Raw genomic sequence first — 20,140 nt, 5'->3', positions numbered from 1 at the left:
GTCATGCGATCGGTGAGTCGCACCGGACTGATGACCGCGGGTCTCGGCCTGGGAGCGGTCGGCGGGTTCGTCGGCAGCCTGCTCAGGGAACGGAGCGCTCTGACGGCCGCCCGCACAGCGGCGGGCGTAGGAAGCGAGGAACTGCCTTCATGGGGCGTCGGCTCGTACCGCTCACGCTGGACAACCTCCCGGACCTCCCCAAGCGATGCCGCTCGTGTGTCTTCTGGGAGCTGGACCCGGTCAGTGGCCAGGCCGCGGTAAAGACGGGCACAGCGGAGCTGGAGAAGGAATCCTGGATCTCCGCCGTCCTGCTGGAGTGGGGTTCCTGCGGCCGCGTCGTCTACGTGGACGACGTTCCGGTCGGCTTCGTGCTCTACGCTCCTCCGGCCTACGTGCCGCGGTCCACCGCCTTCCCGACCAGCCCGGTGTCCCCCGACGCCGTCCAGCTCATGACCGCCTGGATCTCGCCGGACTATCAGGGCCAGGGGCTCGGGCGGGTCATCGTCCAGACCGTGGCGAAGGATCTGCTGCGCCGGGGCTTCAAGGCGATTGAGGCCTTTGGCGACGCGCAGTGGAAGGGCCCCGGCTGTCTGCTCCCCGCGGACCACTTGCTGGCGGTCGGATTCAAGACCGTGCGGCCCCATCCCTCGTATCCGCGGCTGCGCCTGGAACTGCGGACGACGCTGTCCTGGAAGGAAGACGTCGAGATGGCCCTGGACCGGCTTCTGGGAGCCGTACAGAAGGAACCTGCGCTCCGGCCCCTGTGAGGGATCCCGGAACGACTACGGGCCGACCCCGAAGGGCCGGCCCGTTCGTGTTTCACGTGAAACACAGCTGCCGTTCGTGAAACGGCGTCGCCTGATCAGTCGGCGATGAAGTCCTCGAGGTCGCGCACGATGGCGGCCTTGGGCTTGGCACCGACGATGGTCTTGGCGACCTCGCCACCCTGGTAGACGTTCAGGGTCGGGATCGACATGACGCCGTACTTGGCGGCCGTGCCCGGGTTCTCGTCGATGTTGAGCTTGACGACCTCGATCTTGTCGCCGTGCTCGGCGGCGATGGCCTCGAGCGACGGCGCGATCTGGCGGCACGGACCGCACCAGGCGGCCCAGAAGTCGACCAGGACGGGCTTGTCGCTCTTCAGGACGGCCTCGTCGAAGGTGTCGTCCGTGACGTTCTTCAGGTTGCCGGCCACAGCAGGCTCCTCATTTCTTGGGGGGATACGTGGGTGAAAGTGTTCGGGATCAGACGCCGGCGGCCTGGGTCTTCTCGGGCTCGGCGGCCTCGCCGTCGGAGAGCGCGGCCAGGAAGCGCTCGGCGTCGAGAGCGGCGGAGCAGCCGGTGCCGGCCGCCGTGATCGCCTGACGGTAGGTGTGGTCCACGACGTCGCCGGCGCCGAAGACACCGGTGAGGTTCGTGCGCGTCGAGGGGGCCTCGACCTTCAGGTAGCCCTCGTCGTCCAGCTCGAGCTGGCCCTTGAAGAGCTCCGTGCGCGGGTCGTGGCCGATCGCGATGAACAGGCCCGTCACCGGCAGCTCGGAGGTCTCGCCCGTCTTCAGGTTGCGCAGCGTCAGGCCTTCCAGCTTCGGGTTGCCCTTGATCTCGGCGACCTCGCTGTCCCAGACGAACTTGATCTTCGGGTCGGCGAAGGCGCGCTCCTGCATCGCCTTGGAGGCGCGCAGGGTGTCGCGGCGGTGCACGATCGTCACGGACTTGGCGAAGCGCGACAGGAAGGTGGCCTCCTCCATCGCGGTGTCGCCACCGCCGATCACGGCGATGTCCTGGTCCTTGAAGAAGAAGCCGTCGCAGGTCGCGCACCAGGAGACGCCGCGGCCGGACAGCGCGTCCTCGTTCGGGAGACCGAGCTTGCGGTGCTGGGAGCCGGTGGTGACGATGACGGCCTTCGCGCGGTGCACGGTGCCCGCGGTGTCCGTCACGGTCTTGATCTCACCGCTCAGGTCGACGGCCACGACATCGTCGGGGACGAGCTCGGCGCCGAAGCGCTCGGCCTGGCCGCGCATGTTGTCCATGAGCTCGGGGCCCATGATGCCGTCCTGGAAACCGGGGAAGTTCTCCACCTCGGTCGTGTTCATCAGCGCGCCACCAGCGGTGACGGCACCCTCGAACACGAGCGGCTTCAGCGACGCGCGCGCGGTGTAGAGCGCCGCCGTGTAGCCGGCGGGCCCGGAGCCGATGATGATCACGTTACGGACGTCGCTCACGGCTTGATTCCTCGTCTCTGCGGGACTGCTGCGTACTGCCGGTGGAGGCCTTTGGGAGGACTCTCACCCCACCCAACGGATCCTACGGGGCATGCATTCCCGACGTGCCCGGGCACACCTAGCGAGTGCCCGCGGACGCTCCCGAGCCGTGGTCGAAATCGTGCCGGTACAGCAACGTGCCCGTGGAGGACGGCTTGCCGATGCAGGAGGCATCCACGATGAACGCCGTCACCCGGTGCGCGGGGTCGGTCTTGTGGGGCAGCACGACGAGGTAGGCCTTCTGTCCCTCGTACGTGCCGGTCTCCGCGGCGAGGGGGTCCTCGTTCCGGTGCGTGCCGAGCTGGACGCACGGGGGCACGGAGACGGCGCCCTTCGTCATGGGGCCCTCGGTGCCCTGGATGGAAGGGCCGTTCTTCTCGGTGCTGAGCTTCGGGGAGCCGAGCAACGACGTGACCTTGGTCTCCAGCGTGTCCTTGGCGAAGGTCGAAGCGGTGTGGCTGTCGCTCCCGGGGCTCTTGTTCGCGGTCGGGGTGCCGGCCTCGTCGTTCTGGATGAGCACGGTCCCCACGCCGATCGCCGCGACCGTCAGGACGGCGCCGAGTACGGCACCGGTCCGCCTCCGGGGGGCGCGAGGCCTGCGTCCGGGGCCGGTGGCGCCGTGCGGGTGGCCCGCGGGCCGGTTGGTCGCGCTCGTTGTTTCACGTGAAACAGGCCGCGTTTCACGGTCGACTTCGGCGGCCAGGGCCGCGTCGATCCGGTTCGCGATCTCCGCAGGCATGGTCGGAGGGCCCGGCACGGTGCCCAGCGTGCCCCTGATCTCCTCCAGGGACGCGAGCACGTCGGCGCAGAGCGGACAGCCGTCCAGGTGCTGCTGGACGTCGGTCGTGCGGGTGGGAGGCAGCAGCCCCTCCGCGAGGTCGGAGAGCTCGGTGACCTCCGGGTGCTCTGCCGTGTCGGTCGTGGATGTCACGCTCGCCCACCTCCGCCCTTCACCGCAGCCGAATCACTTGGTCCTGCCTCGTCACGAGGCCCCGCTGCGGGTGGGACGGATGTCCCCGGCGCCCGGTTCCTTCCCGGGGACGGGTTCTCGCCACCCTCCGCGCTGCCGTTCTCCGTGCGGAGATGCTTCAGCAGCGGGAGCAGCTTGGCCCGGCCGCGTGCGCAGCGGCTCTTCACTGTGCCCGTGGGTACGTCGAGGATCTGTGCGGCTTCGGCCACTGGATACCCCTGCATGTCGACGAGAACGAGGGCCGCTCGCTGATCACTCGGCAGGACCGCGAGCGCCTCCAAAAGCTGGCGGTGCAGATCGCCCCGCTCGACGGGGGCCTCCGCCGACTCGTGCGGTTCCAGGAGCTGGTCCAGACGGTCGGCGTCGTCGACGGGTGAGGTCTTGCGCGAGGCCATCTTGCGGGCCCGGTCGAGGCAGGCGTTCACGGTGATGCGGTGCAGCCAGGTCGTCACCGCGGACTGGCCGCGAAAGGTGTGGGCGGCGCGATAGGCGGAGACGAGCGCGTCCTGCACCGCGTCCGCGGCTTCCTCCCGGTCCCCCAGGGTCCGTAGGGCGACGGCCCAGAGCCGGTCGCGATGCCGACGCACGATCTCACCGAAGGCGTCCGGGTCGCCCGCGACGTGCCGGGTGAGGAGGTCCTTGTCGCTCGCTCCGCCGTAGGCGTCGTCCACTGTCGAACCCCCTCCCCGTGGTGTGTCCCGCTCCTCAGCCGGTGAACTCCACGTCGGTGATGCCCTGCTTGTAACCCGCGCTGCTGTACCCATCCTGGCCCGCGTGGGGCAGGGCGGTCAGCCAGACGAGCACATAGCGCGTCTTCACCGGGTCATTCGCAGTGATCTTGGCGGAGGCGGCCTTCGTCTCGGACTTGGCCCCGATCTGCTTCAGACCGGACACCGAGCCCGGGTCGAGGGACGGCGCGGCATACAGGGAGACGGCGGTGTGGTCACCGTCGTATCGGAGCCCTATCGACGCGGCCGACACCTCCTTCGTGGAGCCGAGGTCGTAGACGATGCCGACGCCGGGCTTTATGACCATCTCGGGGCCGTCGACGAAGGACTTCGTCCGCCAGTACGTCGTCTTGCTGTCGTCGTACGTCTTGTCGACGTCCGCGGGGGCCTGGGCGTCGCCCTTGGCGACGTACTCCTTGGCACTCGCGATGGGCAGCGGCTTGGCGGCCTGCTTGGCGACCTTGCCACCGTCGTCCGAGGTGTCCGTGGAGCCGGAGCTGCCCGTGTTCCCGCGCTCCATGAGCGCATCCGCGAGCTGCCAGCTGCCCAGGCCGAGGGCGGCGATGAGCAGCGCGGAGACGGCCCACTTGAGTGCCTTGCCGGTACGGCTCTGCAGCGGCGAGGGCGGCGTGGGGACGGGCTGGGTTGCGCCGGGCGCCGGGCGGCCGTAGTTCCCCTGCTGGTAGGTGGTGCGCTGGTACTCGGGCGGCGCCGTGAAGGCGGGCTCCGGCGGACGGATCTTGGGCATCTCGCCGATGGCCTTCACCAGGTCCTCCGGCGTGGTGCACGCGGGCTCCTGGCGGGAGGCGGTCGCCCCGTCGTTCGCGAGCGCGCGCATCGCCAGTTCCGCGAGGCCGCGGTGGACGCCGGCCCGCACCTGGTCGGGGGCGATGAGCCCGACGTCCTTGGGCAGCCCGGACAGGCCGTAGGCGTCCTCCTCGTACGGCCAGCGCTGGGTCAGCGAGGCGTACAGGAGCGCGCCGATCGCCTCGGTGTCGCTGCGCTGCGGGGTGTCGCACGTGATGCCGCGCAGCGCGGCGTTCACGGCGAGGCCGCGGATGCGCCACTGGCCGGTGGAGGTGCGCAGCACGGCGCTCGGCGTGAGGCGCAGATGCGCCAGGCCCTCGCGGTGGGCGGCGGCCATGGCGTGCGAGACCTGGTTGACCATCTGGTACGCGTCGTGCGCCTCGAGGGGACCGACCGCGAGCAGCGCGGTCAGCTCCGTCGCGTCGGGCAGCCACTCGTGGACGACGTAGACGAGATCGTTCTCCTCGACCGCGTCCAGGACCTGCACGAAGCGGGGGTCGCCCAGCAGGGCCGAGGAACGGGCGGCGGCGAGCACCGAGCGACCCCTCGGGTGGTCGCTGGGCAGGATGTGCACGCCGACGGCGCGGCGCAGCTTCTCGTCCACCGCACGCCAGCTGCTGAAACCGTCCAGACGGGTGACGCATTCCTCGAGCCGATACCGTCTGGCGAGCTTGTGGCCGCTGTGCAACTCCGGCGGCGACGATGCTCCCGGACTCACATGAGTCCCCGTCTCCGCGGTGTCCGCGGCCTCCTTGCGCGCCGGCGTGTCCTGCTCCCCGGTCCTGGCCACCCCGTCGGCCGTGGCCTGCTCCGCCTTGTCCGCCTTGGCGGTCAGCGGTTCATCACCGCTGTTGTCGGCCACGTCGACGGCAGCCGTGCTCCGTTCAGCCACCGTCGTTCCTGCCTCCCCATCCGTTGCACTCACTCCGACGCCAAAGCCAATTGTGCCCACAGTCCGGCGCTATGCACGACACGCGATGGCCGCCGAAGGTTGCACGTAGTTCCGGCCGACTCAGCGGCCGAGACGACCGCGGACCATGCCGACCAGCGAATTCAGTTCTTCGATCCTCATCTTGCGGGCCGCCACGTAGAAGGTCCCGAGCAGCACCGCGCCGCCCACGACCAGTGTCGCGATCGAGCCGAGCACCCCGTGGCCGAGTGCCTGCGTGACCGCATACCCGATTCCGCCGCCGATGACCGTCGCCGGCAGGGCCGCGAGACAGAGCCTGGCGTACGTGCGGACGACGTGGGCGCCGTCCAGGTCGCCGCCGAGCCGGTTGCGCAGCCGCCGCCAGGCGACACCGACGCCGATCGCGTACGCGATGCCGTAGGACAGTGCCATGCCGACGACCGCCCACTGAGCAGGCAGGATCAGGTAGCAAATGCCCGAGGCGGCCGCGTTGACGGCGGCGACGATGACCGTGTTGTAGAACGGCGTGCGCGTGTCCTCGTACGCGTAGAAGCCGCGCAGCACGACGTACTGCACGGAGTACGGAATGAGGCCGATTCCGAACGCCATGAGGATGTAGCCCATGGACTGGGCGGCCTCGGTGCCGCTGGAGCCGAAGAGCAGGGTGCACATCGGGACGCCGAGCGCCACGAACATGAACGCGACGGGCACGATCGCCACGGCCGATGTGCGCAGGCCCGAGGAGATGTCGTCGCGGACCGCGCCCGGGTCGTTGTCGTGGGCGGCGCGCGAGATGCGCGGCAGCAGCGCGGCCATGACGGAGACGGTGATGATGGCCTGCGGCATGCCCCAGATCAGCTGCGCGTTCGAGTAGCCCATGATGCCCGCGCCGGCCTTGCCGGACGCCTCACCGGCCGCCGTGGCGAGCTGGGTGACGACCAGGACGCCCGCCTGGTTGGCGAGGACGAACAGGACGGTCCACTTGGCGAGCTTCACGGCCTTGCCCAGACCGTGGCCCTTCCAGTCGAAGCGCAGGCGGAACCGGAAGCCGGTCTCGCGCAGGTACGGGATCATCGCGAGCGCCTGCACGACGAGGCCGAGCAGGGTGCCGATGCCGAGAAGGCGGATGCCCTCGTCCGGGATGGTCGTGACGCCGATCTGCGACTCGGCCGCGGTCCCGTAGACCCAGATGAACAGGCCGAAGGTGAAGATCATGACGATGTTGTTGAGGACCGGGGTCCACATCATCGCGCCGAACTTCCCGCGCGCGTTCAGGATCTGGCCCATGACCACGTGAATGCCCATGAAGAAGATCGTGGGCAGGCAGTAGCGGGCGAAGGCGATGCCCACGCTGTTGGCGTTCGCGTCGCGCGCGACCGTGTTCGACATCAGGTGGATCAGCAGCGGCGCCGCGAAGACGACGATCGCGGTGATGCCCGCGAGCGCCACCATGACGAGGGTGAGCAGGCGGTTGGCGAAGGCCTCGCCGCCGTCCTCGTCGTCCTTCATGGCCCGCACCAGCTGCGGCACGAACACGGAGTTCAGGCCGCCGCCGACGGTGAGGATGTAGATCATCGTCGGCAGCGTGTACGCGACGGTCCAGGTGTCACCGAGCAGTCCGGCGCCCAGCGCCGCGGTGATCACCATCGTGCGGACGAAGCCGGTGAGGCGGGAGACCAGCGTGCCCGCCGCCATCACCGCGCTCGACTTCAACAGGCTCGAGGCACGGCCGCCCTTCTTCGGCGCGGGCGCCGGGGAAGGGGCGGAGGCCGCCGGTGGCGGCGGGGGCTGCGGAGGGCCGAGCTGCGTCGTCGGGTTGTCGACGGGCTCGGTCGCCGGTCGGCTCCTGTTGTGGCCGGGCTGCTGGTCGCGGTACAGGTGCGCGAAGGCGTCCGGTTCGTGGCGCTCCTCCGCGGAGTGCGTCACCAGGTCGTCGACGCCCACGAACTGCGTCGTACGGGCGTCCTCGCCGTACGGAAGATGCTGGGTCGGGCCCGCCGGCTCCGGCGCGGGCGTCTGCGCCCACACACGGGGGTCGGGCTGGTGCTGCTGCGCAGGCGGCGGCGCGTACAGCGGCTGCTGCGCCTGGTACGTGCCCGGGGGCGGCGGAGGGTGCGCGGCGCGGTCGTACAGCGCCTCGGTCACCGGGTCCTGGGCGGTCAGGTCCTGCGCACGGTAGGGGTCCTGGTCGTACGCGTCCTGGAGGTAGGCGTCCTGCGGGTACGCGTCGGGGGCAGGCTGCGGCGGCACCTGTCCCTCGGGCTGCTGTGAACCGGCGTACGGCCGGCCATCGCCCGAGGCAGAGCCGCCCGAGCCGTGGCCACGGTCACCGTCGTACGGCGCGTTCATGGTTACCCCACCTCATCGTCCCCGGCCCAGTGGCCCCGACATCGATCAACGGTCCACTCTCTCACCCGTTCCCGACGGGTCCGTGCTTTCCGAAGCGGTGTCAGCCGTCGGGTCACTCGGCTGCTGCGGAACGTCTGCCCGCGCGGAGGCGGTCGAGTCGGCGTCCGGCTCGTCGCTCGCAGCGGCGTCCGTCCCGGCCTCCGCGGCCGTGGAATCGCCCGGCGGGGTGTCCTCGTCGGGCTGCGCGGCGGCGGCGCGCTTGCGCTGCTGGTACATCCGGTACCCGGCCAGAACGAGCAGCAGGACGCCGCCCGCGATGACGAGCATCACGGTCGGGGTGACCTCGGTGACGTCCACCTTGAAGGCGAGCTGGTCGCCGTAGGGCTCACCGTCCTGGGTGTACAGCTGGGCCCGCACCGTGATCGGTCCGGTGGCCTTGGCCGTGGTCGTGAACTTCACGGACTGGCTGTGCCCGCTGGCGATCTTCACTTCCTGGTCCTGGAAGCTGCCGTCGCCGATCTTGAGGCGCGTGCCGTTGTCCGAGGTGAGGCGCAGCGTCAGATGGTCGACGTCCTGCCAGAGGTTGTTCTGCACCGACACCGGGATGGTCGCGCTGCGCCCGGAGAGCTTCACCTCGGACTTGTCGATCAGCGACACCTGCTCGGTGAGGCCCGACAGATAGGAGGAGACGCCGTCGCGGAAGCTCTCCGCGGGGTCGGAGCCGTCCCGCCACGACGTGGACATCTCCCGGTCCATCGCCCGGCCGAACGGCGTCACCACACGGGACTGGTCGGTGAGGACGACCTTGAAGTTCTCGAGGTCGCGCTGCGTCGCCTGGATCTGCTCGAACGCCGACTGCGGCAGCTCCTGCTTGCGCAGCGACGACGGGTACGAGCGGGGCACCCGCGTGGTCGCGCCGGAATCGGGCTTCGCCTTGGCGGCGGCCGACAGGGTCTGGGACTGCGACCAGGTGCCGTTCTGCAGCGCTTCCAGGGCCTTGGCCATGGTCTGGGCCTGGCTGGCGGTGGGAGTGCGCTGCGGAGCGATGACGACGCTGCGCTGCTTGTCCGTCTGCTGGTTGAGCATCAGGGACTGCCCGAGGAACTTCTGCACGGCGAGCGTGGCGTTCTCGGCCCGCGTCATGTCGCCCTGGAAAGCGGTCGACAGGCGGCCGTCGGCGACCACGGCCGTGGCACCGCCGCCGATCGGGCGGGCGGCCGACGGCGTGTACGTCAGCCCTCCGGTCTCGGGGAAGTGGTCGCTGCGCGCGATGATCTTGTCGGCGCCCGCGGACGTGGCCACCTTGACGATGTCCCGGTCGACGGCGCCCTCCGCGGGCCAGGCGTACGACGCGTCGGGCTTGGTGTGCAGGATCGTCTGCACGGTCAGCATGGCGGCGTCCGTGGCGTCCTTGAGGTGGCTGAGGGAGCCGGGGACCTTCGTGCCCTTGTGTGCGAGCGAGGCCAGGTCCGGGTCGGCGAACGGAAGCGTGACCACCTTCTGGCCCTGCACCGCGTTCTCCAGGTCGCTCAGCCACTGCTTGGCGGCCGCCTGGTTCCTGCCGGTCCTGAGCTTTCCGCCCGCGCCCTTGACCTTGTACGTCTCCGTCATGGCGTCGACCGACGCCAGCAGGTCGGGGTCGATCACCCAGGTCACGTCGAGCTCGCTGCCGAGGGCCAGCATCTGCTGGAGCCGGCCGCCCGGACCGATCTGCTTCGCCAGGTCGTTGTTGGCGAAGACCGGTGTCTGCTGCTCGTTCGCGCCGGTCTCGGCGGTGAGGTGGGAGTCGGAGATCAGCGGCCACAGGGCCGTCGTCCGTGTCGTCGTGTCCGCGCTCTTCGGCTGCCACGGCAGGAAGGTCCGCTGGATGCCGAGCGTCTGCTGGTACGGCTGGGCCGCGGTCTGGCCCATCAGCGCGACGCTCAGCTGGTAGACGCCGTCGGCGCCGAGACGCAGCGCCTTCACGGGCACCGACAGCGTGAAGCTCTCCGCGATACCGGGCGCCAACTTGGCGAATTTCTTTCCGTACTTGCCGGAGACCTCGCTGCCGTCGGCGGCTCCGCCCGTGCTGTTCTTCGCGGCGGTGTCGAGGGCCGTGCGGCCGCTGTACGACGTGCCGACCCGCAGGCCGACCCGGGCGCCGGTGACCGTCTGCTTGCCCTTGTTCGTCACCGTGCCGCTGACCGTGACGGTGTCGCCGTCCGTGGGGGCGCTGGGTGTCAGGGAGTTCACGGCCACGTCGACGGTGCTGGTCCCGGTCGCGGCCGCGGTGGCGGTGGCCGGGGTGGCGGCTCCGGCCGGAGCGGCGGCGGGCAGCAGCGGCAGCGACGCCAGGAGCGGCGCAGCCGCGAGCAGGGCTCCGGTGCGCCGCAGCCGTCGCCGGGCCGGTGAGGGACTCACCGTTGGGAAGTCTGCCGCCTCGGCCACGTGGTCGTCCGTCCCTCGTCGTCGTCGGTGGTCGCAGATGTGTCCACGCATGGTAACGAGGAGCGCTGTGGCTGAGTGCCACGGTCTGCCCGGCAAGATCGTGGGGGCAAGAGTAGGGGGCGGCCGATGCGCCCGCGTCGCGGCCCCGGCAAACGGTTCGGCCCGGGGGGCTCGGGCCACGTACCCTGTCCTGTTGTGCCGAACGCCAATGAAGACAAGCCCAGCTCCCTGAGCGAGGTGCAGCAGCGCGCGGTCGGCGAGCTGCTGCGGGTCTCGCCTGTCGCCGACGATCTTGCCCGCCGATTCCAGGAGGCCGGGTTCTCTCTCGCCCTGGTCGGCGGTTCGGTGCGGGACGCACTGCTCGGCCGGCTCGGCAACGACTTGGACTTCACCACCGACGCCCGTCCCGAGGACGTACTGAAGATCGTGCGTCCCTGGGCCGACGCGGTGTGGGAGGTCGGGATCGCGTTCGGCACCGTGGGCTGCCAGAAGGACGCCCGCGTCGGAGACGCTGATCATCGCTTCCAGGTGGAGGTCACGACCTACCGGTCGGAGGCGTACGACCGGACCTCGCGCAAGCCCGAGGTGTCCTACGGCGACTCCATCGAAGAGGATCTGGTCCGCCGGGACTTCACCGTCAACGCGATGGCCGTGGCGCTGCCCGAGAAGGAGTTCATCGATCCGCACGGCGGCATCAAGGACCTCTCCGAGCGAGTGCTGCGCACGCCCGGTACCCCGGAGGACTCGTTCTCCGACGATCCGCTGCGGATGATGCGGGCCGCCCGGTTCGCGGCCCAGCTCGACTTCGAGGTCGCTCCCGAGGTCGTCGCCGCGATGAAGGCCATGTCCGGCCGTATCGAGATCGTCTCCGCGGAGCGGGTGCGTGACGAGCTCAACAAGCTGATCCTCTCCGCGCACCCCCGCAAGGGCCTCACGCTGCTCGTCGACACCGGACTGGCCGACCTCGTCCTGCCGGAACTGCCCGCCCTGCGCCTGGAACGTGACGAGCACCACAGGCACAAGGACGTCTACGACCACACGCTGATCGTTCTCGAGCAGGCGATGGCGTTGGAGACCGAAGGTCCGGATCTGACGCTGCGGCTTGCCGCGCTTCTCCACGACATCGGCAAGCCGCGCACGCGCCGCTTCGAGAAGGACGGCCGCGTCTCCTTCCACCACCACGAGGTGGTCGGCGCGAAGATGACGAAGAAGCGCATGACCGCGCTCAAGTACTCCAACGAGCTGGTGAAGGACGTCTCGCGCCTCGTCGAGCTGCACCTGCGCTTCCACGGCTACGGCACCGGCGAGTGGACGGACTCGGCTGTACGTCGCTATGTGCGGGACGCCGGACCGCTCCTGGGCCGGCTGCACAAGCTGACCCGCTCCGACTGCACGACGCGCAACAAGCGGAAGGCCAACGCGCTCTCGCGTGCGTACGACGGCCTGGAGGAGCGCATCGAGCGGCTTCAGGAGCAGGAGGAGCTCGATTCGATCCGGCCCGACCTCGACGGGAACGAGATCATGGAGATCCTGGATGTCCGCCCGGGGCCGGTGATCGGGCAGGCGTACAAGTTCCTGCTGGAACTGCGCCTGGAGAACGGGCCGATGGAGCGCGACGCGGCGGTGTCGGCGCTCAAGGAGTGGTGGGCCGGCCGCCCGCAGGACTGAGTCGTGCGCCAACGCGTCGGGCCCTGTTTCACGTGAAACAGGGCCCGACGCGTAGGTGAGGGGTGGCGATGTTTCACGTGAAACGACGCTTGCCGTGCAGCGCCAGGGCCGTCGCCCCGTAAAGGACCGAGACCAGGACGACGAGAGGGATCGAGCGGCCGTCCGGCGGGAGCATGAGCGCCGCCACTCCGGCGGCGCCGACGAAGGAGACGTTGAACAGCACGTCGTAGACGGAGAAGGTCCGGCCGCGGAATCCGTCCTCGACGGACGACTGCACCACCGTGTCCGTGGCGATCTTCGCGCCCTGCGTGGTGAAGCCCAGAACGAACGCCGCCACTATGGTCGGCGCGGGTTCGAAGGTGAGGCCCAGGGCGAGCATCAGGACGGACGCGGCCCCGGCACAGATGACGATCCACCCCGCGGAGCCGAAGCGCTGCGCGGCCGCTGGGGTGACGACCGCCGCGACGAAGAAGCCTGCTCCCGAGACGCCCACGGCAATGCCCAGGAGCGCCAGGCCCTCGGACTCCGTGGAGGACCAGGCGTACCGGCACAGCATGAGCACCATGACGAGGAGGGCGCCGTAGCAGAACCGCATCACCGTCATCGCGGCAAGAGTGCGCGCGGCGGACGGCCGGGAGGCGAGGTGCCGGACGCCTGATGCCAGGTCTCGGGCAGTGCCGGTGAGCGCGGCGCTCAGGCGGGGCTGAACCAACTCCGGATCAGGCCCGAGGAGTTGTACGTCCATGCGCAGGGAGGCGAGCGCGGCGCACAGGTAGAGCAGCGCCCCGAGGAGTACGACGGCGGCATCCGAGTCCGAGGCGACCAGGCGCACCCCGAAGGCGAGGCCGCCGCCCAGGGTCGCCGCGAGCGTCCCCGCGGTCGGCGAGAGGGAGTTGGCCATGACGAGGCGATCCGCGTCGACGACACGGGGCAGCGCGGCCGACAGCCCGGACAGGACGAAGCGGTTGACCGCGGTGACGCACAGCGCGGACGCGTAGAAGAGCCAGTCCGGGGCGTGGCTCAGCATGAGGGCGGCCGTCGCCGAGGCGAGCAGCACCCGCAGCAGATTGCCGTACAGGAAGACCTGGCGTCGGCGCCAGCGGTCGAGGAGGACGCCCGCGAACGGGCCGACGAGGGAGTACGGGAGCAGAAGCACGGCCATCGCGGAGGCGATCGCGGCGGGAGAGGTCTGCTTCTCCGGTGAGAACACCACGTAGGTGGCGAGCCCCACCTGGTACACGCCGTCCGCGCCCTGGGAGAGCAGTCGCAGCGTCAGCAGACGGCGAAAGTCGTGCAGGCGCATGAGTACGCGCAGGTCACGGACGACAGCCATGGGGCACAGCCTCACATATGAGGCGGGCCCCCGGCCGCACAATATGTGTGTGCCGGGGGCCCCAACAGCCTTCAGGCGGCGGGTGTTTCACGTGAAACACCCGAACCGGCCCTCAGGGACAGGTCAGCGCTCGACCTCGCCCTTGATGAACTTCTCGACGTTCGCGTATGCCTCGTCGTCGAAGTACTGCACCGGCGGGGACTTCATGAAGTACGAGGAGGCGGAGAGGATCGGGCCGCCGATGCCGCGGTCCTTGGCGATCTTCGCGGCGCGCAGGGCGTCGATGATGACACCCGCGGAGTTCGGGGAGTCCCAGACCTCGAGCTTGTACTCCAGGTTCAGCGGGACCTCACCGAAGGCGCGGCCTTCGAGGCGGACGTACGCCCACTTGCGGTCGTCGAGCCACGCGACGTAGTCGGACGGGCCGATGTGGACGTTGTTCTCGCCCAGCTCGCGGTCGCGGATCTGCGAGGTGACGGCCTGCGTCTTCGAGATCTTCTTCGACTCGAGGCGGTCGCGCTCCAGCATGTTCTTGAAGTCCATGTTGCCGCCGACGTTGAGCTGCATCGTGCGCTCGAGGCGGACACCGCGGTCTTCGAAGAGCTTCGCCATCACGCGGTGCGTGATGGTCGCGCCGACCTGCGACTTGATGTCGTCGCCGACGATCGGGACACCGGCCTCGGTGAACTTGTCCGCCCACTCCTTGGTGCCGGCGATGAAGACCGGGAGGGCGTTGACGAACGCGACCTTGGCGTCGATGGCGCACTGGGCGTAGAACTTCGCCGCGTCCTCGGAACCGACGGGCAGGTAGCAGACGAGAACGTCGACCTGCTGGTCCTTGAGGACCTTGACGACGTCGACGGGGGCCTCGGAGGACTCCTCGATCGTCTCGCGGTAGTAGCGGCCGAGCCCGTCGAGGGTGTGGCCGCGCTGGACCTGAACGCCCTTGTTCGGGACGTCGCAGATCTTGATGGTGTTGTTCTCGGAGGCGCCGATGGCGTCCGCGAGGTCCAGGCCGACCTTCTTCGCGTCGACGTCGAACGCGGCGACGAACTCGACGTCACCGACGTGGTAGTCGCCGAACTGTACGTGCATCAGGCCCGGGACCTTGGTCTCCGGGTCGGCGTCCTTGTAGAACTCGACGCCCTGCACCAGCGAGGCGGCGCAGTTGCCCACGCCGACGATGGCTACGCGAACCGAACCCATTCCGGTTGCTCCCTGTGTGTACTCGGTGAAGTCCTGACCGGACTTCACGTGGCGGTGTCGTCGGACGGATCCGGCCGGGTGCTGTCCCGGTGCCGGGGCAGGCCGCCCGTCTCTCCAGATGTGTCCTGCTGAGCCGCGTCCCCCGGGCCGGAGCTCCGTTGGTCGCGGCCCGCGCGCTCGCTCTCGATGAGCTCGTTCAGCCAGCGCACTTCGCGCTCCACGGACTCCATGCCGTGCCGCTGCAGCTCAAGCGTGTAGTCGTCCAGGCGCTCGCGGGTGCGGGCGAAGGAGATGCGCATCTTTTCGAGGCGCTCCTCCAGCCGGCTCCGACGGCCCTCGAGGACGCGCATGCGTACGTCGCGTGAGGTCTGCCCGAAGAAGGCGAAACGCGCGGCGAAGTGCTCGTCCTCGTATGCGTCGGGACCGGTCTGCGAGAGCAGGTCCTCGAAGTGCTCCTTACCTTCCGCCGTCAACCGGTAGACGATCTTGGCGCGACGCCCTGCGAGTGGAGTCGCCGGGGTGTCGTCGGGGCCCGAACCCGATTCCTCGATCAACCAGCCGTTGGCGACCAGCGTCTTGAGGCAGGGGTACAGCGTCCCGTAGCTGAAGGCACGGAAGATTCCGAGTGAAGTGTTGAGTCGCTTGCGCAGCTCATAGCCGTGCATCGGGGACTCGCGGAGCAGACCGAGAACGGCGAACTCGAGGATGCCGGAACGTCTGCTCATCATCGCCTCCTCTCTGCTGCGGCCCTGTGTATCGGCTCTTTATGTCGAGCTGATGTATCGACTCGATACATCCCGACGATAGAACCGCCCTTCGGCTGCGGCAAGGGGGATCACGGTGAACGGCGTCACATCACCGATTCGTAGGAATCGAGTTGCCTGATTTGGGGTGAAGTTCGGCCCTAGGAGGGTTTTGACGGTGCGTAGTCTGTCCGCCATGCAGACCACCGGGAACCAAGTGACGCCAGTGGGCGTCGTGCTCCTCGGTGTAGTGCGGGTGAGTGCCGAGAGGGGCGCATCCGTACTCCGGGGGGACCGGAAACCAGACGCCGTTTCCAGGCGCGCGACACCGCGCCTGCCCGAGGAGTAGTCGTTCGATGAGCGAGCACCGTCGCAAACCGCCGCAGCCGCAGGGCGGTGGGCGCGCCGCGGCCCGTCGCGGAGCATCCGGAGCACCATCGGGCCGCCGCGCGGCGCCGCGTGGAGGATCCGCCTCGCCTTCCGCTTCTTATGGCACCCCGTCGTCATCGGGCTCGCACGGGAGCCCGGAAGAGGAGCGGCCCTGGGGAGGCCGGGCCGAAGCCCGCAGAGCCGCTCAGCGCGGCGGAGGACGCCGCAGATCGCCCGACGGCGCAGGCGCCGGAGGCGGAGGCGGTCGCCGCGGTGGTGGCCCCGGAGGCCCGCACGGCGGCGGTCGCGGCCGTCCGGAGAAGAAGAGGTTCGTCGACTACCCGCGGGCGTACCAGCACGGCTGGCGTCGCTGGGTGCCGTCCTGGCGTCTGGTGACCGGCATGTGCGTCGGCTTGTTCGGCAGCATGATGGTCGCGGCCGGCATCGCGTACGCGCTGGTGGGCGTGCCCGACCCGGCGAAGACGGCGACGGCGCAGAACAACGTCTACTACTGGTCCAACGGCACGCAGATGGTCGCCACCGGTGGTGAGACCAACCGCCAGATCATCAAGTACGAGGACATCCCGAAGTCCATGCGCTACGCCGTCATGTCGGCGGAGAACAAGACGTTCGAGACGGACAAGGGCGTCGACCCGATGGGTATCGCCCGCGCCGTGTTCAACATGGCCAAGGGCGGCGAGACCCAGGGCGGCTCGACCATCACCCAGCAGTACGTGAAGAACGCGATGCTGGACGACCAGTCCCAGACGGTGTCGCGCAAGCTCAAGGAGCTGTTCGTCTCCATAAAGGTCGGCCGTACGGTCGACAAGGACGACGTCATGGCCGGCTACCTGAACTCGGCGTACTACGGACGCGGCGCCTACGGCATCCAGGCCGCGGCCCGCGCCTACTTCGACGAGGACGCCACGAAGCTCAACGCGAGCCAGACCGCCTTCCTCGCGTCGGTGCTCAAGGGCTCTACGTACTACGACCCGGCGGGCTCGCCCGGCATCGACCCGGCCAATGCCACCCCGCAGAAGAACCGCGCCCGCGCCATGAAGCGCTGGTCGTGGATCCTCGACGAAGAGGTGAAGGACGGCCGGCTGAGCCAGAGCGAGCGGGCCACGTACAAGACCTTCCCCAAGCTGCAGAGCCCCCGCTCCAACGCGCAGCTCGGCGGCCAGATCGGCTACCTGGTCGACCTCGCCAAGGCGAACGCCGTCAAGAACAGCAAGGGCCAGATCACCGAGAACGACCTGCAGAAGGGCGGCTACGAGATCCACACCACCTTCAGCAAGAAGAAGGTGAAGCAGCTCGAGGACGCCGTCAAGAAGGTTCGCAAGGAGAACCTCCAGAAGAACCGCAAGGTCAACGGGAAGTACGTGGACCGGCACGTCCAGTTCGGCGGTGCCTCCGTCAGCCCCAAGACCGGAGCGATCGAGGCCATCTACGGCGGTGAGGACGCCACCAAGCACTTCACCAACAACGCCGACGTCACCGGCGCCCAGGTCGGCTCGACCTTCAAGCCCTTCGTGCTCGCCGCCGCCTTCAAGTACGGCGTGCGTGACCCCGAGGGCCCCGAGGAGCAGGGCGAGGACCTACGGACGATCGTCTCCCCCAAGAGCCTGTACAGCGGCAAGAACGGGCTCAAGATCAAGGACTGGAAGGGGGACATCTGGACCAACGAGAAGGGCAAGCAGTGGAACCAGACCAACGACGGTAAGCAGTCGTACAACGCGCCCAGCTACCAGATCGATCTGCGCGAGGCCATGCGGGAGTCCGTGAACTCGGCCTATGTGCAGCTCGGCATGGACGTGGGTCTGGACAAGGTGCGGACGACCGCGGAGGACGCCGGCATCCTGGACGACAGCTTCGCTTCCTCCAACTACCCCTCGTTCTCCCTCGGCACCTCCGACCCGAGCGCGATCCGCATGGCGGGCTCCTACGGGACGTTCGCGTCCAGTGGTCAGCAGAACGACCCGTACTCGGTGACCTCGGTCGACCACGAGGGCGAGAACGTCTTCCGGTACAAGCCCGAGCCGAAGCGCGCCTTCGACGCGAAGGTCGCCGACAACGTGACCGACGTGCTCAAGACCGTCGTCGAGAAGGGCACGGGTACGGCGGCGCGGCTGCCGGGCCGGGACGTGGCCGGCAAGACCGGTACCACCGACGGCAACAAGTCCGCCTGGTTCGTGGGCTACACCAAGCAGCTGTCCACGGCGATCACGATGTACCGGATGGACGACAACGAGAAGTCCCAGAACCGCAAGTTCCTGGAGATGTACGGCACCGGCGGTCAGGAGAAGATCCACGGTGCGTCGTTCCCGTCCGAGATCTGGCACGACTACATGAGCCAGGCCATGAAGGGCCAGCCGAACGAGACGTTCCCGACGCCCGAGCCGATCGGTGAACTCGTGGGCGCCACGCCGAGCCCCACGCCGACGCCCTCCACCCCGCCGAGCCCGACCGAGTCCGCCTCGCCGACCCCGTCGAAGACCGAGACCACGTCGCCGTCGCCGTCCCCGAGCGAGACGTGCAGCGACTGGGACTGGGCCTGCAAGAACGAGGAAGAGGACAACGGCGGTACGGACACCGGAGGCGCCACCGACGGCGGTGCGTCGGCGTCGCCGTCCGACGGAAGTACCGACGACAGCGGGAATCCGCAAGGAAATGGGAACGGAGGCATCTTCGGCGGGCCGGACGCCGAGTAGCCTCAGGGCATCAACGCAGCGTGTTTCACGTGAAACGCTGCGTGTTCCACGGCAGTCGAGGGCCGTCACACCGTTCGGGTGTGGCGGCCCTCGCCCCGTTCTCAGCCTCGTACGGCAGGATGTGCCGCATGCCCAGTGCAGAGACCACGCGTGCGAACCCGCAGCAACCGGACCCGGAGCAGGTACGGCCTACCAGAGAGGACGAGGTCGCGGCCGCCGGATCCGAGTTCATCGGTGGCCCCAGCGGACGACGGGTGCTGCTCGGGTCCTCCTGGTGGACGCCTGCGCGAGTGATCGCACTCGTCATGCTCGGGATGTTCGCGCTCGGCATGGTCCAGAAGTTCCCCTGCTACGACGGCGCCTGGTTCTACGGCGCCAGCTCGCAGTACACGCACGCGTGCTACTCGGACATCCCGCACCTCTACCAGGGACGCGGCTTCGCCGACGGGCTCGTGCCGTACTTCGACAAGCTGTCCGGCGACATGGACTACCTCGAATACCCGGTCCTCACCGGGCTGTTCATGGAGGTCGCCGCATGGCTGACGCCCGGCAGCGGCTCCATCCAGCACCAGGAGCAGGTGTACTGGATGGTCAACGCCGGGATGCTGATGATCTGTGCCGCGGTGATCGCCGTCTGCGTCACCCGCACCCACCGCAGGCGTCCCTGGGACGCCCTGCTGGTCGCCCTGGCGCCCGCGTTCGCGCTGACCGCCACCATCAACTGGGACCTCTTCGCGGTGGCGCTCACGGCGGCCGCGATGCTGATGTGGTCGCGGGGCCGGGCCGTGGCCTTCGGCGTGCTGCTGGGGCTCGCGACCGCCGCCAAGCTGTACCCGGTACTGCTGCTCGGACCGCTCTTCGTCCTGTGCTGGCGCGCGGGAAAGTGGCGGGAGTTCGGCAGGGCGGCGTTCGGAGCGGCCGTCGCGTGGCTGGCCGTGAACCTGCCGGTGATGATTCTCGCCCGGGAGGGCTGGTCGAAGTTCTACACGTTCAGCCAGGAACGCGGAGTCGACTTCGGGTCCTTCTGGCTGATCATCTCCCAGAACCGGGACACGCCTCTCGACACGGACGTCGTCAACACCCTGGCCACGACACTGATGCTGCTCGCCTGCCTGGGTGTCGGCGCGCTCGCGCTCACGGCCCCGCGCCGGCCGCGCTTCTCGCAGCTCGCGTTCCTGGTGGTCGCGGCCTTCATCCTCACCAACAAGGTCTACTCGCCGCAGTACGTCCTGTGGCTGATCCCGCTCGCCGCGCTCGCGCGCCCCAAGTGGCGGGACTTCCTGATCTGGCAGGCGTGCGAGGTCGCGTACTTCCTGGGGATCTGGCTGTACCTCGCGTACACGACGAGCGGGGACAAGCATCAGGGGCTGCCCGAGGACGGGTACCAACTGGTCATCGTGGCGCACCTGGTGGGCACGCTCTACCTCTGTGCGGTCATCGTGCGGGACATCTGGCTGCCCGAACGGGACGTCGTGCGCCGCTCCGGTGAGGACGACCCGACAGGCGGCGTCCTGGACGGTGCGAAGGACGCCTTCGCACTGGGCCAGGCGACCCGACCGCGGCGGCACCGGCACGCGGCCCAGGTGGTGGAGGGGCCGAGCGCGGTCGACTGGGGCCGGGCGCCGGGCAGTTCACTCTGAGCGAACGCGATCGTCGCA

The 20,140-nt window shown here is 69.1% G+C and carries 14 protein-coding genes; 4 read left to right on the top strand and 10 right to left on the bottom strand.

Going from position 1 to position 20,140, the window contains the following annotated elements; all coding sequences use genetic code 11:
• Window positions 1-149: 149 nt before the first annotated feature.
• Window positions 150-767 carry a GNAT family N-acetyltransferase gene (locus ACYBSK_RS37325; protein ID WP_457481605.1) on the top strand — a complete coding sequence of 206 codons (618 nt, stop codon included), beginning with the start codon at window positions 150-152 and terminating at the stop codon, window positions 765-767.
• Window positions 768-862: 95 nt separating this feature from the next.
• Here ACYBSK_RS37325 and trxA read toward each other — a convergent pair whose 3' ends face one another.
• From trxA to ACYBSK_RS37290, 7 genes are all read right to left on the bottom strand, one after another.
• Complete coding sequence (gene trxA / locus ACYBSK_RS37320; RefSeq protein WP_457481604.1) at window positions 863-1,195, bottom strand: thioredoxin; 333 nt, start codon at window positions 1,193-1,195, stop codon at window positions 863-865.
• A 49-nt stretch (window positions 1,196-1,244) separates the two neighbouring features.
• Window positions 1,245-2,222 (bottom strand): thioredoxin-disulfide reductase, encoded by a 978-nt coding sequence (gene trxB / locus ACYBSK_RS37315; RefSeq protein ID WP_457481603.1) that lies wholly within the window; start codon window positions 2,220-2,222, stop codon window positions 1,245-1,247.
• A 118-nt stretch (window positions 2,223-2,340) separates the two neighbouring features.
• On the bottom strand, window positions 2,341-3,192 hold the full coding sequence (locus ACYBSK_RS37310) for an anti-sigma factor family protein (RefSeq protein ID WP_460244740.1): 852 nt from the start codon (window positions 3,190-3,192) through the stop codon (window positions 2,341-2,343).
• Complete coding sequence (gene sigM, locus ACYBSK_RS37305; protein ID WP_460244739.1) at window positions 3,189-3,902, bottom strand: RNA polymerase sigma factor SigM; 714 nt, start codon at window positions 3,900-3,902, stop codon at window positions 3,189-3,191. Before sigM ends, ACYBSK_RS37310 begins: the two co-directional genes overlap by 4 nt.
• A gap of 34 nt (window positions 3,903-3,936) precedes the next feature.
• The gene (locus ACYBSK_RS37300; RefSeq protein WP_460244738.1) at window positions 3,937-5,658 is read right to left on the bottom strand and encodes a protein kinase family protein; all 1,722 of its coding nucleotides are present in this window, start codon (window positions 5,656-5,658) and stop codon (window positions 3,937-3,939) included.
• A gap of 120 nt (window positions 5,659-5,778) precedes the next feature.
• A complete protein-coding gene (gene murJ, locus ACYBSK_RS37295) occupies window positions 5,779-8,025 on the bottom strand; it encodes a murein biosynthesis integral membrane protein MurJ (protein ID WP_460244737.1) in 2,247 nt (748 codons plus the stop codon).
• Between the two features lie 45 nt (window positions 8,026-8,070).
• Window positions 8,071-10,452, bottom strand: coding sequence for a DUF6049 family protein (locus tag ACYBSK_RS37290; RefSeq protein WP_460244736.1), 2,382 nt, complete (start codon window positions 10,450-10,452; stop codon window positions 8,071-8,073).
• A 195-nt stretch (window positions 10,453-10,647) separates the two neighbouring features.
• On the opposite strand from ACYBSK_RS37290, the gene ACYBSK_RS37285 reads away from it, so the two are divergent.
• Window positions 10,648-12,120, top strand: a complete 1,473-nt coding sequence (locus ACYBSK_RS37285; RefSeq protein WP_457481597.1) for a CCA tRNA nucleotidyltransferase — start codon at window positions 10,648-10,650, stop codon at window positions 12,118-12,120.
• A 73-nt stretch (window positions 12,121-12,193) separates the two neighbouring features.
• Here the strand turns inward: ACYBSK_RS37285 and ACYBSK_RS37280 are convergent, their stop codons facing one another.
• From ACYBSK_RS37280 to ACYBSK_RS37270, 3 genes are all read right to left on the bottom strand, one after another.
• Complete coding sequence (locus tag ACYBSK_RS37280; RefSeq protein ID WP_460244735.1) at window positions 12,194-13,453, bottom strand: MFS transporter; 1,260 nt, start codon at window positions 13,451-13,453, stop codon at window positions 12,194-12,196.
• Window positions 13,454-13,576: 123 nt separating this feature from the next.
• The gene (locus ACYBSK_RS37275) at window positions 13,577-14,659 is read right to left on the bottom strand and encodes an inositol-3-phosphate synthase (protein WP_457481595.1); all 1,083 of its coding nucleotides are present in this window, start codon (window positions 14,657-14,659) and stop codon (window positions 13,577-13,579) included.
• 44 nt (window positions 14,660-14,703) lie between these two features.
• Complete coding sequence (locus ACYBSK_RS37270) at window positions 14,704-15,384, bottom strand: PadR family transcriptional regulator (RefSeq protein ID WP_457481594.1); 681 nt, start codon at window positions 15,382-15,384, stop codon at window positions 14,704-14,706.
• Between the two features lie 374 nt (window positions 15,385-15,758).
• Here ACYBSK_RS37270 and ACYBSK_RS37265 point away from each other — a divergent pair, with 374 nt between their 5' ends.
• The gene (locus ACYBSK_RS37265) at window positions 15,759-18,482 is read left to right on the top strand and encodes a transglycosylase domain-containing protein (RefSeq protein WP_457481593.1); all 2,724 of its coding nucleotides are present in this window, start codon (window positions 15,759-15,761) and stop codon (window positions 18,480-18,482) included.
• A 128-nt stretch (window positions 18,483-18,610) separates the two neighbouring features.
• Complete coding sequence (locus ACYBSK_RS37260; RefSeq protein WP_460244734.1) at window positions 18,611-20,122, top strand: glycosyltransferase family 87 protein; 1,512 nt, start codon at window positions 18,611-18,613, stop codon at window positions 20,120-20,122.
• The last annotated feature ends 18 nt before the right edge of the window (window positions 20,123-20,140 follow it).

It is taken from the genome of Streptomyces sp. BYX5S, from assembly GCF_054724165.1.
Note: the sequence above shows the minus strand (reverse complement) of the source record. Positions and strands in the feature narration are given on the sequence as shown.

What these genes read in the sequence shown, in the direction of transcription:
- ACYBSK_RS37325 (WP_457481605.1), top strand. Translation starts at nt 150, where the DNA reads ATGGGGCGTCGGCTCGTACCGCTCACGCTGGACAACCTCCCGGACCTC.
- murJ (WP_460244737.1), bottom strand. Translation starts at nt 8,025, where the DNA reads ATGAACGCGCCGTACGACGGTGACCGTGGCCACGGCTCGGGCGGCTCT.
- ACYBSK_RS37280 (WP_460244735.1), bottom strand. Translation starts at nt 13,453, where the DNA reads ATGGCTGTCGTCCGTGACCTGCGCGTACTCATGCGCCTGCACGACTTT.
- ACYBSK_RS37275 (WP_457481595.1), bottom strand. Translation starts at nt 14,659, where the DNA reads ATGGGTTCGGTTCGCGTAGCCATCGTCGGCGTGGGCAACTGCGCCGCC.
- ACYBSK_RS37270 (WP_457481594.1), bottom strand. Translation starts at nt 15,384, where the DNA reads ATGAGCAGACGTTCCGGCATCCTCGAGTTCGCCGTTCTCGGTCTGCTC.
- ACYBSK_RS37265 (WP_457481593.1), top strand. Translation starts at nt 15,759, where the DNA reads ATGAGCGAGCACCGTCGCAAACCGCCGCAGCCGCAGGGCGGTGGGCGC.
- ACYBSK_RS37260 (WP_460244734.1), top strand. Translation starts at nt 18,611, where the DNA reads ATGCCCAGTGCAGAGACCACGCGTGCGAACCCGCAGCAACCGGACCCG.